The organism is Bacteroidota bacterium (assembly GCA_016714535.1).
Classification (GTDB): Bacteria; Bacteroidota; Bacteroidia; order AKYH767-A; family OLB10; genus JADKFV01.
The window spans coordinates 57,146-72,475 of record JADKDR010000019.1; the positions used below are offsets into that span (position 1 = coordinate 57,146).

9 protein-coding genes and 1 pseudogene are annotated in these 15,330 nt (G+C 39.1%); 6 read left to right on the top strand and 4 right to left on the bottom strand.

Annotated features, from left to right (window positions below; translation table 11 throughout):
• Positions 1-121: 121 nt before the first annotated feature.
• From pckA to IPO27_18845, 4 genes and pseudogenes are all read left to right on the top strand, one after another.
• Complete coding sequence (gene pckA / locus IPO27_18830; GenBank protein ID MBK8848478.1) at positions 122-1,738, top strand: phosphoenolpyruvate carboxykinase (ATP); 1,617 nt, start codon at positions 122-124, stop codon at positions 1,736-1,738.
• 442 nt (positions 1,739-2,180) lie between these two features.
• The gene (serS, locus tag IPO27_18835) at positions 2,181-3,458 is read left to right on the top strand and encodes a serine--tRNA ligase (GenBank protein ID MBK8848479.1); all 1,278 of its coding nucleotides are present in this window, start codon (positions 2,181-2,183) and stop codon (positions 3,456-3,458) included.
• Between the two features lie 15 nt (positions 3,459-3,473).
• Positions 3,474-4,214: an ABC transporter permease gene (locus tag IPO27_18840; protein ID MBK8848480.1), complete on the top strand. Its 741-nt coding sequence runs from the start codon at positions 3,474-3,476 to the stop codon at positions 4,212-4,214.
• Positions 4,211-4,971, top strand: a pseudogene (locus IPO27_18845) (ATP-binding cassette domain-containing protein). Before IPO27_18840 ends, IPO27_18845 begins: the two are co-directional and overlap by 4 nt.
• Before the next feature lie 96 nt (positions 4,972-5,067).
• Here IPO27_18845 and cysN read toward each other — a convergent pair.
• The 3 genes from cysN to cysC form a co-directional block, all read right to left on the bottom strand.
• Positions 5,068-6,309, bottom strand: a complete 1,242-nt coding sequence (gene cysN, locus IPO27_18850) for a sulfate adenylyltransferase subunit CysN (protein MBK8848481.1) — start codon at positions 6,307-6,309, stop codon at positions 5,068-5,070.
• 83 nt (positions 6,310-6,392) lie between these two features.
• Positions 6,393-7,298 (bottom strand): sulfate adenylyltransferase subunit CysD, encoded by a 906-nt coding sequence (gene cysD / locus IPO27_18855; GenBank protein ID MBK8848482.1) that lies wholly within the window; start codon positions 7,296-7,298, stop codon positions 6,393-6,395.
• 18 nt (positions 7,299-7,316) lie between these two features.
• Complete coding sequence (gene cysC / locus IPO27_18860) at positions 7,317-7,913, bottom strand: adenylyl-sulfate kinase (protein ID MBK8848483.1); 597 nt, start codon at positions 7,911-7,913, stop codon at positions 7,317-7,319.
• Between the two features lie 305 nt (positions 7,914-8,218).
• On the opposite strand from cysC, the gene IPO27_18865 reads away from it, so the two are divergent.
• Positions 8,219-9,277, top strand: coding sequence for a class I fructose-bisphosphate aldolase (locus IPO27_18865; GenBank protein ID MBK8848484.1), 1,059 nt, complete (start codon positions 8,219-8,221; stop codon positions 9,275-9,277).
• Between the two features lie 74 nt (positions 9,278-9,351).
• On the opposite strand, the gene IPO27_18870 is transcribed toward IPO27_18865, so the two are convergent.
• Positions 9,352-9,714 (bottom strand): CoA-binding protein, encoded by a 363-nt coding sequence (locus IPO27_18870; GenBank protein MBK8848485.1) that lies wholly within the window; start codon positions 9,712-9,714, stop codon positions 9,352-9,354.
• Between the two features lie 249 nt (positions 9,715-9,963).
• On the opposite strand from IPO27_18870, the gene IPO27_18875 reads away from it, so the two are divergent.
• Positions 9,964-15,264, top strand: coding sequence for an immune inhibitor A (locus IPO27_18875; GenBank protein ID MBK8848486.1), 5,301 nt, complete (start codon positions 9,964-9,966; stop codon positions 15,262-15,264).
• The last annotated feature ends 66 nt before the right edge of the window (positions 15,265-15,330 follow it).

The window sequence follows — 15,330 nt, forward strand, 5'->3', positions numbered from 1 at the left end:
CATAATGCGCTATTTTTAAAGGTGAATTTGTTGAATAGTAGTAAAAAATCGCTGTTCCCCTTTATTAATTGAACCGTTATATTTGCGCCCAAAATAAAACAACTTAACAGAACGAAAAATCATGTCAGAATTTGGAATTAAACCAAGTGGTGCAAGCCTTGCCAATCTTGGATTAAAAGGTGTTTCGGCAGCATATTGGAATTTGTCGCCTGCTGAACTTGTAGAAGAGACCATTCTTAGTGGTGAAGGAGTATTGACCGATACCGGTGCCTTAGCTGTAGATACAGGAGAATTTACCGGCCGCTCTCCCAAAGATAAATTTATTGTTTGTGATGCCGAAACTGAAAACAGTGTTTGGTGGGGTGATATCAATATCAAATTTGACCCAGCCAAATTTGACCATTTGCTTACACGCATTACAGCCTATTTACAAGGAAAGGATGTTTATGTGCGCGATGCTTATGCATGCGCTGACCCCGGCTTTAAGCTCAATGTGCGTGTAGTTACCGAATTACCCTGGCATAATTTATTTGTAAATAATCTATTCCTAAGACCCACAAGCACTGAACTGCAAAACTTTGTCCCTGAATGGAATATTATTAATGCTCCGGGATTTAAAGCCGATCCAGCAGTTGATGGCACAAGGCAACATAACTTTGCCGTAATCAACTTCACCAAGAAGATGATTCTTATTGGCGGAACAGGCTATACAGGCGAAATAAAAAAAGGAATTTTCACGGTCTTAAATTACATTTTGCCACATCACAAAAATGTACTTAGCATGCACTGTAGTGCAAATATTGGCGCAAATAAAGATACAGCGCTATTTTTTGGCTTAAGCGGTACCGGCAAGACTACATTAAGTGCTGACCCTAATCGTGGATTAATTGGCGATGATGAGCATGGTTGGTCAGACGATTCAGTATTCAACTTTGAAGGAGGCTGCTATGCAAAATGTGTGAACCTAAGTAAAGAAAAAGAGCCCCAGATTTTTAGTGCCATTAAGTTTGGTGCATTACTTGAGAATATTGAATTTATAGAAGGCACAAGCATTGTTGACTATGACAATATCACAAAAACTGAAAATACTCGTGTAGCCTACCCTATTAATTATATCGATAATGCTGTAGAACCAAGTATTGGTAGCTCTCCAACTAATGTGTTCTTTCTTACATGCGATGCTTTTGGTGTATTGCCTCCTATTTCCAGATTAACGGTAGGACAAGCTATGTATCACTTCATTAGTGGTTACACCGCTAAAGTTGCCGGTACCGAAGTTGGCGTAAATGAACCAACAGCAACCTTCTCTGCTTGTTTTGGAAAAGCATTCCTTCCCTTACATCCTGCAAAGTATGCCGAATTATTAGGTAAAAAGCTTGCCAAAGGAGATGTTAATGTATGGCTTGTAAATACAGGCTGGAGCGGAGGCCGTTATGGAGTGGGCTCCCGCATGAAGCTAAGTTATACACGTGCTATGATAACTGCAGCAATGAATGGCGAACTTAAAAAAGTAAAATTTGAAACCTTGCCAGTGTTTGGTTTACAATATCCAACCGAATGTCCAAATGTTCCAGCAGAGATATTAAACCCACGCCAAACCTGGGCTGATAAATCAGCTTATGATAGCAAGGCAACAGAACTAGCCACTTTGTTTTTGAAAAACTTTGAACAATACGCTTCGCTTGCAAGCAAAGAAATAATGGATGCAGCACCAAAACTTGAACTGGTGCAACAATAGGCAAAGATGACCACATACCTGGCGGCTTTTAAAAAAGCCGCCTTTTTTTTTGCAAAAAATAGCCGTAGCTGATTGTAATAATTATGTTAACTAATGGATGCGATTTATTTTTTTCAATCATCATTTTGAACAATGTAGCAATCCGAATGTATAGGGTGATGGTTACAAATATGAATAAAAGGTTACCCAGCGAAAGATTTGTTCCGATGTAACAATGACAACAAAACTCATAGCAAATTTAATATGCATAATTAAGGTTTAGATTAAATGCCTTTTAGATTTTTAATGACGCGAGGGCTATAATTTGAAATTGACAAGCAAAATTCCAACTAATAAATAATACAGTTTGCAAACAGGCTACATAACTTAGGAAGTTTGTTTCTGCCAGGCTTGTAAATGCTTTATCAATATATACCTTTGCACAAAAGGGATAGGATAAGCAATGTTAGTAATACAAAACTTAAGAGAACGCACTGGCGAGTATATTCAGCGATTGCAAAAAAAATATGTAAAAGACGCAGATACGTTGATTGCAAAAATTATTTTGCTTGATGATGAACGCAAAGTGCTGCAAAAAAAAGCAGACGACAGACTTGCGCAACAAAAACAGATGCCTGCAAAAATTGGCGCCCTCATGAAATCGGGAGATCAGGAAGAGATAGCCAAAATTAAAAATGAAGTTGCCTTGTTGAAATCTCAATCGGATGAATTTCTTGCTCAAATGCAGAGTGTTGAAAAAGAAATAGAATCGATATTGGTAACAATACCTAACGCACCTTCGAGTCAGGTTCCTGATGGCCGTACTGCCGAAGAAAACGAAACCATATTTTCAAGCATCTCCATACTACCTGAGCTAGCCCCAAAGGCATTGCCGCACTGGGAGTTGGCAACCAAATATGATCTAATTGATTTTGAAATGGGCAATAAGGTTGCCGGTGCCGGATTCCCTTTTTATAAAGGCAAAGGTGCAAGGCTGCAACGTGCACTTATTAATTTCTTTTTAGATAATGCAACCAATGCAGGATACAGGGAAGTACAACCTCCCATAGTAATTAATTCAGATTCAGGTTTTGGAACCGGTCAATTGCCCGATAAAGAAGGGCAAATGTATCACATAGGCATAGATGACTTATACCTGATACCAACTGCTGAGGTGCCAGTAACTAACATGTATCGAGATGTAATGGTAAAAGCCGATCAACTTCCAATCCAGCTAACTGGCTACACGCCTTGCTTCAGACGCGAAGCCGGTTCTTATGGAAAAGATGTAAGAGGATTAAACAGACTACATCAGTTTGATAAAGTTGAAATTGTGCAAATTGCACATCCTGATAATTCGTACGACACGCTCGAAACCATGAAGGATTATGTAACCGGTTTACTAGTTGCATTGCAATTACCTTTTCGTATACTAAGATTATGTGGTGGCGATATGAGCTTTGCCTCTGCCCTAACTTATGACTTTGAAGTGTATAGTGCTGCACAAAAGCGCTGGTTGGAAGTAAGCAGCGTTAGTAATTTTGAAAGTTTCCAGGCGAACCGAATGAAATGCAGATTTAAGGATACCGATGGCAAAACAAAACTGGTACATACCTTAAACGGAAGCGCACTCGCATTGCCACGCATTGTGGCTGCATTGTTAGAAAACAATCAACTACCTGAGGGCATCAACATCCCCGAAGTACTGCATCCGTATACTGGTTTCAAGGTCATCAACTAAGAAAGTATAAGTAGTATGCATCATATTTTTGAAATTGGCCGTTACTGGATTTTTATGAAAGACTTGATAGGCAAGCCTGAAAAGTTTAGTGTCTATTGGCAACAAATACTTCGTGAACTGGAAAGTATCGGAGTGGATTCGCTACCTATAGTTGCCATCAATTCAATTTTTATGGGTGCAGTAATTACCATTCAAACTTCGTACAATCTGGTAAATCCTATGGTTCCACTATCAGCCATTGGTATAGTAACACGCGATAGTGTGATACTGGAATTTGCGCCCACCGTAATAATGATGGTACTGGCAGGAAAAATAGGATCGAGTATTGCCTCTGAAATAGGCACTATGAGGGTAACTGAGCAAATTGATGCCTTAGAAATAATGGGAATAAATAGTGCTACTTACCTGGTGCTACCCAAATTAATTGCAGGTATGTTTATTCTGCCCTTTGTAGTTTTGATTAGTATGTTTCTTGGAATATTAGGAGGTTGGTTTGCTGGCGATGCCACCGGCACTTGTCCATCTCCCGACTTTTTAAAGGGTTTACAGGATCAATTTCTTATGTTTAATGTGACCTTCGCAATGATTAAAACCCTCACTTTTGCTTATATTATTACCACCGTAAGTTCTTATCATGGATATTATACAAACGGTGGTGCGTTAGAAGTTGGTAAATCATCTACCAAGGCAGTGGTGTACAGCAATATTTTAATTCTGGTTTTCGATTATATACTAACTCAATTATTGCTTACATGATAGAAGTAAAAAATATTTCTAAATCATTCGGGCAAAAACAAATTTTGTTTGACATAAGTTGTGTATTCGAGCCTGGAAAAATAAACCTGATAATTGGCACTAGTGGTTCCGGTAAAACCGTATTGATGAAATCGTTAATAGGCTTGTTTGAACCAGATTCAGGAACTATAATTTACGATAATCGTGACTTTGTAAAGCTTGACAAAGATGGGCGCAAAGATTTACGACAAGACATTGGTATGGTGTTTCAAAGTGGTGCCTTATTCGACTCTTTAACGGTAGAACAAAATGTAATGTTTCCGCTAAACATGCTTACCGAACAATCATTAAGTGAGCGTAGAGACCGCGCCAATTTTGCTTGAAGCGTGTTAATCTTGACAATGCAAATAATTTATTCCCAAGCGAAATTAGTGGAGGCATGAAAAAACGTGTTGCTATTGCTCGAGCCATTGCTACCAATCCTAAGTACCTCTTTTGCGATGAGCCAAACTCCGGCCTCGACCCCTATACTTCGCTGGTAATTGATGCATTGATTCATGAAATTACTAAAGAATACAATATGACCACAGTAATAAATACCCATGATATGAATAGTGTTGCCGAAATGGGTGAGCACATTGTGTTTCTGCACAAAGGAAAAAAATGGTGCGAAGGACCTTTTGCAAAAATCATTCAGGAAAAAAACAAAGAACTCGATGAATTTATATTTGCTAGCCGTGTAATGAAGTCCTTCAGAAAAGAATTTAATATTACCTAATTGCCAACCCTGCAGGCAGTTCAAAATTTAGTAAATAAAAAATCCCTTACATTGCAAAATGCAAGGGACGTATATCATCACCGTAACAAGGAAAGATTAAATAATCATTCCCGCAGCCACCGTGTTATTTGTTGCTTCGTCTATCAAGATGACGCTTCCTGTAAGGCGATTTTTGCGATAGCTATCGTAAAACAAAGGAAGTTGTGTGCGCAGATTGATGCGGCATATATCATTCATCCCTATACTCTTATCATCTTCGTTACGATTGTAGGTGTTTACATCAACACGATAACGCACTTCTTTTATTATGCATTTTGTTTCGCGTGAAGTATGTCTTACTGTGTACTTCCCATTCAGTTGCATCGGAGTTTCGCTAAACCAACACATCATCATTTCAATATCCTGGCCTGAATTAGGAATATTATTTTCACGTACGATCATATCCCCTCTGCTAATGTCTATATCATCCTCAAGTGTTATGCTTACTGATTGTGGGGCAAATCCTTCATCCAATGACTTATCAAACAGATCAATAGACTTGATTGTAGACTTGAAGCCGCTAGGTAGCACTGACACCTTATCACCCTTGCGAAATATTCCGCTGGCAATGCGGCCGGCATAGCCACGGTAATCATGCCACTTATCTTCGCGAGGTCGGATTACGTATTGTACCGGAAAACGACAATCTATATGATTAATATCGCTGCTGATATGGATATGCTCAAGTAAATACATAAGTGTTGGACCTTGGTACCATTTCATTTTTTCAGAGCGGTCAACCACATTATCTCCTTTCAATGCACTTATTGGAATAAAGTTAACATCCTTGACATCTAACTTCGATGCAAGTACTTTATAATCCTCTACAATTTTGTTGAATGCATCCTCATTATAATCTACTAGGTCCATTTTATTAATACATACCACCAAGTGTGAAATATTTAATAAGGAAGCAATAAATGAGTGCCTGTTGGTTTGCTCAATTATGCCATGACGGGCATCCACTAATATAAGCGCCAGGTTAGCAGTAGAAGCCCCTGTTACCATGTTTCGGGTGTATTGTATGTGCCCTGGGGTGTCGGCAATTATAAACTTGCGTTTTGGCGTAGCGAAATATCGGTACGCTACATCAATCGTGATGCCTTGCTCTCGCTCTGCACGCAACCCATCAGTTAATAGCGACAAGTCAACATCAGCATGACCCCTGCGCTTACTGCTTTCTTCAAGTGCTTCTAGTTGATCTTCAAAAATAGATTTTGAATCGTATAGCAGGCGTCCTATCAATGTGCTCTTTCCATCATCAACGCTTCCTGCTGTGGTAAATCGGAGTAGTTCCATTTTAATCTTTTTTATTCTTTAGTATGAAATTTTAATTTATTAATCTTTAAACGTATAAGGTTATAGTAAACAATGACTGAGTTCTAAAAATAACCTGCCTTCTTACGGTCTTCCATTGCTGCTTCGGTACGTTTATCATCGGCACGTGTGCCGCGCTCTGTAGTTCTCGCTACGGTTACTTCAGCAATAATATCATCTATGGTGCTTGCACTAGAATAAACGGCACCTGTGCAAGTCATATCGCCTACGGTACGGTAACGAACTATTCTCTTTTCTGGTTTTTCGCCTTCAATCTGCGGAATGAATGGTGCAGTAGAAAGTACCATTCCATCGCGCTCAAACACTTCGCGCTCATGCGAAAAATAGATACTTGGTATAGGAATATTTTCTTTTTTAATATACATCCAAACATCCATTTCGGTCCAATTACTTATAGGAAACACCCTAAAATGTTCACCTATTGAATGCTTACCATTTAATAACATCCAAAGTTCCGGGCGTTGATTTTTAGGATCCCATTGTCCGAACTCGTCACGATGCGAAAAAATACGCTCCTTGGCACGCGCCTTCTCTTCATCTCTGCGGGCACCTCCCATCAAAGCATTGAACTTGTGCGCTGCAACGGTATCAAGCAAGGTAACCGTTTGCAACGCGTTACGCGATGCCCGAGGTCCTTTTTCTTCCTTTACTTTTCCTTGATTTATTGAATCCTGAACCAATCCAACAATGAGGTTGGCATTGATGAGCTTCATATACATGTCGCGATACTCAATGGCTTCAGGAAAATTGTGCCCCGTATCAACATGCACTAATGGAAAAGGAATAGGAGCCGGATAAAATGCTTTGCGCGCCATCCAACTCATTACAATTGAATCCTTACCACCTGAGAATAATAAGGCTGGTCGCTCAAACTGAGCGGCTGCCTCGCGAATGATGTAAATCGATTCCGATTCTAACTCATTCAATTGATCTAAATTATAATTGACCATTTTTAAAAAAATATATTATTAATTAATTATTGTCTTTATAGCGTCCATTAATTCATCAACACAAGAATCAATTGAACGATTGTGTGTTTTTATTTCTACCTCAGCATTTTCGGGAGCTTCATAAGGTGAACTTATTCCGGTAAAATCTTTTATCTCCCCTGCTCTAGCCTTTTTATATAATCCTTTTACATCGCGCTGCTCACATATTTCGATGGGAGTGTTCACAAAAATTTCGATAAAATCACCAGGTGGTAATAGCTCCCTCACCATTTGCCTGTCATCTTTAAATGGCGACACAAATGCGGTTAGCACAATCAGCCCGGCATCGGTAAAAAGTTTTGACACCTCTCCTATTCTTCTAATGTTCTCCTTTCTACCTTCATCACTAAAATCTAAATTCTTATTTAAGCCAAAACGAATGTTATCGCCATCTAACAAATAGGTCTTATAACCATTAGTATGCAAACGCGACTCCAGCGCATCGGCCAAAGAAGATTTGCCACTGCCGCTTAATCCTGTAAACCATAAAACACATGGCCTTTGCTTTAGTAACTGCAAGCGGTCGGCTTTCGTAATTTTATAATTATGCTGAACAATGTTGGTACTTTGCGCCATATGACTAATTAAAAGAAATGGTTGGTTAACGGCCTTAAATAGAGAGGCAATTATCCGAAAATTTTGCGCGAAGGTAAAATAAATTTATCAACACATTCTACCTAATCGATAGATTTAATAACAATTTGGGTGAAAACTACAATGAGCTGCGAATCGATAAACTTTCGGAAGTGCAGGTATTCTTTTAATGCTATGTATACATCACCTCATTAATATAAAGCATGGCCAATATATACTAAACAACTTAACGACACCATACACGTAAAACTTTTTCTATTTTCGCACCGCAAAAAAAACTGGAACAAATGTCAATCACAAAAATTACCGAATTGTTGGGCAATCAAGCCGAAAACCTTTTATTGCATACGTGCAAAACTATAGACAAATCTAATATACATATAGCAGGCCCTGATTTTGTTGACCGCATGTTTATTCATAGTAATCGCCATGCTAATGTGCTTCGCAATTTACAATCAATTTATGGTACAGGACGACTTGCTAATAGCGGTTACGTTAGCATATTGCCGGTAGATCAGGGGATAGAACACAGTGCTGGAGCCTCTTTTGCTCCAAATCCCATGTTTTTCGATCCTGAAAATATTGTAAAGCTCGCCTTAGAGGGTGGATGCAATGCAGTGGCTTCTACCTATGGTGTATTGGCTTCAGTATCTCGAAAATATGCACACAAAATTCCGTTTATAGTTAAAATCAATCATAACGAATTTCTTTCTTATCCAAATCGTTTCGACCAAATCATGTTTGGTACCGTTCGCGATGCTTACAATATGGGTGCAGCAGCTGTTGGTGCAACTATTTATTTTGGAAGTGACGAGTCGGCAAGGCAAATTGTTGAAGTAGCTGCAGCATTTGAAGAAGCTCATTCATTAGGGCTTGCAACTATATTATGGTGCTATACGCGAAACTCAGCTTTCAAGAAAGATGGTGTTGATTACCATACCTCTGCTGACTTGACTTCGCAAGCTAATCACTTGGGTGTTACTATCCAGGCTGATATTATTAAGCAAAAGCTACCTACTAACAACGGAGGTTATAACGCCATTCAGTTTGGAAAAACACATAAGGACGTTTATGATAAACTTACAACAGACCATCCAATAGATTTGTGCCGCTATCAGGTTGCCAATTGTTATATGGGCCGTATCGGCTTAATTAATTCGGGGGGCGAAAGTAAAGGGGCCACTGATATGGCCGAAGCCGTAACTACCGCAGTTATTAATAAAAGAGCTGGTGGGCAAGGATTAATAAGCGGACGAAAAGCATTTCAAAAACCATTTTCAGAAGGGATTGCAATGCTAAATGCTATTCAAGATGTTTACCTTTGTAAAGAAGTTACAGTAGCTTAACAAAAAATAACGTAGTTCACCATAAAGCCTGCTTCATGCAGTCTTCTTAATTTTTACCCGTTAAAATTAGACAATTAATATTGCCCTGTCATTAACATGACTATGGTACAAGCCTCCAGATATCCTATATTGTTTTGACTAAGCATATTTTGAAAAAAGGAATTCTCGGTGCCCGGATTAAAAATTACTCTGCGTGGTTTTAATGAAATTATCTTGTCATAATAATTCTCTTGCAATTTTGCATTAATGTATAAGGTAACCGTGTCAACCGGATAGTCATCTGGAATGTCGGTATTTATTTTGCAGTCAAATACTGTGCCCTCTCTAGCGCCTACGGCAATAACCTTATACTTAAACTTAGTAAGCAATTGCAATGCTTTATAACTATACCTTTCTGGGTTAGTGCTGGCGCCAATAATTAGCGTATAATCCTTTATCAAAACAATATTATTTATAGAATAGAGATGGTAAATGTATAAAATAAAACTCTGTACCGCTTAACATTCGTTGACTAATATTAAACAAGATTGTTATGCAGTGAAAAATATTGGTACATTTTAGCGTGTTCTTATGATATCAACAGGTTGTTGATTTTTATTTTATTTTGAAAATATTTCTTTTTAACTAATAAATATTTTTACTTTGACACTCGTATTTCCTATAGATAAAAAAACAAAATACAAATTATGAAAAAAATTTTACTGGTGATCGCATTGATAACCATCTATGCAATGAAAACCCAAGCACAGGGCTGCGTGCTTACCGAAGATTTTGAAATCAATGACAGTACCACAGTAATTAAGCCTACATGGGTCGACAATACTTTGTTATTTAATGGTGGAGCCCACAGTTTTCATGGCACTTATGTAGCTGCTGACTCAGCAACCTTGTCGACTAACGCTGTTGACCTTTCAGGATTAACATTCGTAAAACTTCGTTTTTGGCACATTTGCAAAATTGAATTTTTTGATGATGCTATTGTTGAAGTTTCGGCAGATAATGGACTAACATGGACGCGCTTAACTGTTGCCGAGTATCTTGGAAGTAGTGGAAATTTTGGTACTGGCAATAAATTTACAGAGGCCAGTTATAGTACCTGGCTACCAGGTCAATCTACAACACCAGACAACACCTGGTGGAAATACGAAGAATTTGATATTAGTGCACTTGTTGGCAATAGCTCGGCTGCATTAGTCCGTTTCAATGTAAAAGACAAAACTAATAACGGTATGAATGGTCGTTACGGTTGGGTGCTTGACGATATATGCATACAAGCCGCTCCTTGCGAATTAATTCCTCCGGTAATAGTGCCAATTACTATTTACCCTCCGGTAGTTTATAATGCTGGGCCATTTAATGTAACAGCAGATGTTACTGACCAAAGCGGGATACTTGCTGTGAATTTAAATTATACTATTAATGGAGGTGCACCCACAACGGTTAGTATGATTAATCAAGGAGGAAATATTTATGGAGGTTCCATACCTGCAGTAAATATAGGCGATACTGTTTGTTATAGCATTGAAGCAATTGACTTTACAGTATGCGGTGGCAACTTTGCTTACTGGCCTGGACCAACTATTACAGATTATACCTGCTTCCGCACCAAAGCGGGAATCATATTTCCTTATTGTGATAACTTTGATATTGATAGCCTTTGGACAGACAGCACCATTACCGGCTCTAGCTGGGAATTAGGCACACCTGCATTTGGAGCAACAAATAGTTCTTACTCTGCACCCAATTCATGGGATATTGATCTTACAAATGCCTATACAATTGGCACAGAAGCGTACCTTGTTAGTCCGGTATTTAATTTTGGTGGAGCATTCAATGCCGAATTAGACTTTTGGATTAATTACAATACGGAAAGTTTTGCTGATGGAACACGCATTCAATATTCAATTGATAACGGCACTACCTGGCAAGATTTTCAATTAAATGGCACCGAAGTCAATTGGTATGACAACTGGATGGGCTCTTGTAATTGTCCGGCATGGAATGGTAACAGTGGAGGCTGGAAACATGTGCAACGTGTGCTTACCGAATCCAATCTTCAGAATCAATTTAATCCGGTTCGCATTCGCTTTGTTTTTACCTCTGACCAGTTTCAATCATTTACCAGCGATGGGGTGAGCATCGACAATTTTTGCTTAAAGCTCCCACCTGATATAGACCTGGCAACTTTGCGTATAGAAAGCCCTCCCGGTGCAGTGCCTGCCGGTAATATTGTTCCAGTAGATGTTTGGATAGTAAACAAAGGCTTACAAGCAGTTAGCGCCTTTGATGTGTTCTATAGTGATGGTGGAGCTCCGGTTGGTCCATTTAATTATAGTGGTAGCCCTGTGCAACCCAACGACTCTGTTTTAGTTAACTGCGGTAATTATACTGTCAATTCTGGTACAGTTAATTTTTGTGCTTGGCCTACCATTGCAAATGACGGCAAATCATTTAACGACACCTTGTGTAAGGATGTAACCGGAGTACCTACCGTGCTTCTTACCTACTGCGATAATTTTGATGGCAATAATTTTTGGACAGCTATTCCAAGTCCGAATGGTCCATCTGTGTGGGAATTGGGAACACCTAATTTTGGCTCTACCAATTCGGCTCATTCGCCTCCTAATGCCTGGGATGTTGATTTAAATTCGGGATATGGGTCTAATTCTGAAACATATCTTGTAAGTCCATTCTTTGATATGACACTAGCAGTAAATGGTGAAATTGGTTTTTGGCACAATCGCAATTGTGAATCAAATTGGGATGGAACTCGTATAGATTATACCACCGATGGCGGTACAACATGGCTTGTACTAGGAACTGTGGGTGATCCAAACGCGACAAACTGGTATACCATCAGTTCTTTAATTAGTAGCGGATTACCCGGCTGGGATGGTAACTCAGGTGGATGGGTTTACAGTACCTACAACATGAATCAATTTAATGGTACACCAGCATTACAAATCAGATATTGCTTTACATCTGATGGAGCGGTTAACCTAGATGGCTACTCTATTGATGATTTTTGTTTTAAGCAACCTTTACCAGATGATGTTGCCGTAATAAGAATTGACCAACCTGGAACATTTGCTCCTATTGGCAATATTAGCCCGGTTGAAGTTATAATTAAGAATGTGGGTACCAACACCCAAACAAGTATAGATGTTGGTTACTCATACAATGGAGTTACCAACCCCAATGTAACCTGGACAGGCACCTTAGCACCAAATCAAACTGCTTCGGTAACTTTGTTACCAAATTCAACGGTGGTTGTGGGCACCAATCCATTATGTGCATATACTGCCCTTTCAATTGATATGGATAAAACCAACGATACCATTTGCAAACCAATTACCGGACTATCAACCTTTACTCCTACTTACTGCGATAATTTTGATGGTGTAAGCGAATGGTTACCTATTACCCAATCAACTACGGCATGGGAATTAGGAAGTCCAAACTTTGGGCAAACAAACTCTGCACATTCGCCACCAAATGCATGGGATGTAAATCTTAACTCTAGCTATGGTCAGGGTGACACGGCATACTTATTATCACCGTTTTTTGATATGAGTACTTCGCAAAATGCAACGCTACAATTTTGGCAAAATCGCAACTCGCAGCAGTTTTCGGATGGTACTCGTATCGATTACACTATTAATGGAGGTGCTACATGGAATATTTTAGGAACCTTTGGCAATGGTGTTAACTGGTACAATCAAACTTTTCTTAATAGTAGTTTTCAGGCCGGTTGGGATGGAACGTCAGGTGGATGGATAAAATCAGAATGGAACATGAGTGCATTTAATAACACACCTAACATTCAATTCAGATTTGTATTTACTTCCGATAATTTTGTTGGATTTGGTGAAGATGGCTTCTCGTTTGACGACTTCTGTTTACGTGTTCCTCCTCCTATCGATGCAGGATTAGAATCCATTGATCAGCCTGCAAGTGGTGCTCCTGCTAACACATCTGTTGGTGTTACAGTAACCTTGAGAAATTATGGTTCAAGTATTCTTACGAGTGTGCCTATCACATATGATTTTCTTGGAAATTTGGTGGTAACTACCTGGCAAGGAAATTTGAATCCAAATGCAACAACCTCAGTAGTATTAAATGGAACTATCACCTTACCTATAGGACAAAACTCTCTTTGCGCTTATACTGGAGTTGCTAATGATGGCGATCCATTAAACGATACTATTTGTAAAAACATTGTTGGTATACCTACTTTAATACCAACCTATACTGATGACTTTGATGGTGGTAATAACTATTGGACTACATCAAACGTTAACCCTGCAACTAAATGGGAGTTAGGTACACCAAACTTTGGATTGACTAACTCATCGCATTCAGCACCTAACAGTTGGGATGTTAACTTAAACTCAGGTTATCAGTCAAATGCAGAGTGTTACTTAATATCCCCCTATTTTGATTTCAATAATGCGGCACAAGCAGAAATCAGAATGTGGATTAATTACAATACAGAAGGAAGTTGGGATGGTTGTCGTGTAGATTATACAACTAATGGCACCTTATGGATTACCGCGGGCGCAATGGGTCAGGGAACCAACTGGTATAATTTTAGTTCCTTGTTTAGCAGCAATAAACCAGGTTGGGCAGGAAATAGCGGTGGTTGGAAATTGGCTACAAGCCCCTCTTTAACTATGCTTGATTATTCGCCAAATCCTGTGCAGTTCAGAATACCATTTACTGCAGATGGGGCGGTTAATCTCGATGGTTTTTCAGTAGATGATTTTCAATTGTATGTACCGATTCAGGTATCGGCTGCATCAACAAGTATTAAGCCCAACAATAATATTTTGGTACCAGGCACACAGTATATTAAAGGACGCATTACTAATAAAGGAACAACAAAACTTAATTATTGCTTTGCCACTTTATCTGTTGATGGAAATCTGATTGTTACCGATTCGGTGCACTTTGTAAATCCTTTGAAACTTGATAGCAGTGCATGGCATGTATTCAGTTTACCGTGGCCCAATGCTTCGCCCGGAGCTCATACATTATGCATGTACACCAGTTTGCCCAATGGACAAAACGATTTAAATAACCTGGATGATACTACTTGTAGTATATACACAGTGTTTGATAGCACCTCGGTTTATCCTTATTGCAATGATTTCGAAAGCGGTCCACTCTGGCCTCAATTAAATGCCTATACCTATGCATCGCCAACGTCATGGCAATTAGGAAATCCTGCCAAACCTAATGTAGCTGGCACACACTCAGGTGTAAAAGCTTGGGTAACCAAATTAAGTGGCAATTACAATTCTCCCGATTCAAGTGCCCTGTTTGCACCGGTACTAAACGTACAAGGAGGAAAATGCTATAAGGTTAAATTCTGGCATAACTTCTATACTGAGCAATGGCAAGATGGTGGTACGCTGGAATACTCTGCCGATAGCGGTGTTACTTGGAAAGCTCTTGGATTGCATATTGATCCTAACTGGTTTAATTCATACTTTATTACTGCATTTGGCGGGCCTCCACCTACTCCGGGATGGACAGGAAACAGTAATGGTTGGATAGAGTCAAGTCGCGAATTCCCATCATGGTTTACTGGTGGATTAATGTTGCGTTTCCGTTTTGGAAGTGATATAACCGTAAGCAGCGAAGGTTGGGCTATAGATGATTTCTGTTTCGAAGAACTACAAGGTCCTTGTACAATTGTTTCGCTTGAAGACAATTCAAACAACTACATGTTCTTATATCAAAACAAACCAAATCCGGCCAATGATTTCACCTCTATTGATTTTGTTATACCTAAAGCCGGAGAAGTTACTTTTGAATTTACTGATGTGTTAGGTAAGCAAGTATTATCGCCAGAAACTAGCTTCTATGGCGAAGGCATTAATACTATACAGGTTAATTGCAAGTCATTACAGGCAGGTATTTATTATTATACCATGTCTACCGAAGCAGGTAAGTTGACTCAAAAGATGCTTATAGTAGAATAAAGAATTATTTGATTCATTAAAGGAAATCCCATTGCTCAATGCAGTGGGATTCTCTTTTTTTAAGAA

Bases quoted from the DNA above. Each gene is read 5' to 3' on its own strand.
- pckA (MBK8848478.1), top strand. From the start codon at position 122: ATGTCAGAATTTGGAATTAAACCAAGTGGTGCAAGCCTTGCCAATCTT.
- serS (MBK8848479.1), top strand. From the start codon at position 2,181: ATGTTAGTAATACAAAACTTAAGAGAACGCACTGGCGAGTATATTCAG.
- IPO27_18840 (MBK8848480.1), top strand. From the start codon at position 3,474: ATGCATCATATTTTTGAAATTGGCCGTTACTGGATTTTTATGAAAGAC.
- cysN (MBK8848481.1), bottom strand. From the start codon at position 6,309: ATGGAACTACTCCGATTTACCACAGCAGGAAGCGTTGATGATGGAAAG.
- cysD (MBK8848482.1), bottom strand. From the start codon at position 7,298: ATGGTCAATTATAATTTAGATCAATTGAATGAGTTAGAATCGGAATCG.
- cysC (MBK8848483.1), bottom strand. From the start codon at position 7,913: ATGGCGCAAAGTACCAACATTGTTCAGCATAATTATAAAATTACGAAA.
- IPO27_18865 (MBK8848484.1), top strand. From the start codon at position 8,219: ATGTCAATCACAAAAATTACCGAATTGTTGGGCAATCAAGCCGAAAAC.
- IPO27_18875 (MBK8848486.1), top strand. From the start codon at position 9,964: ATGAAAAAAATTTTACTGGTGATCGCATTGATAACCATCTATGCAATG.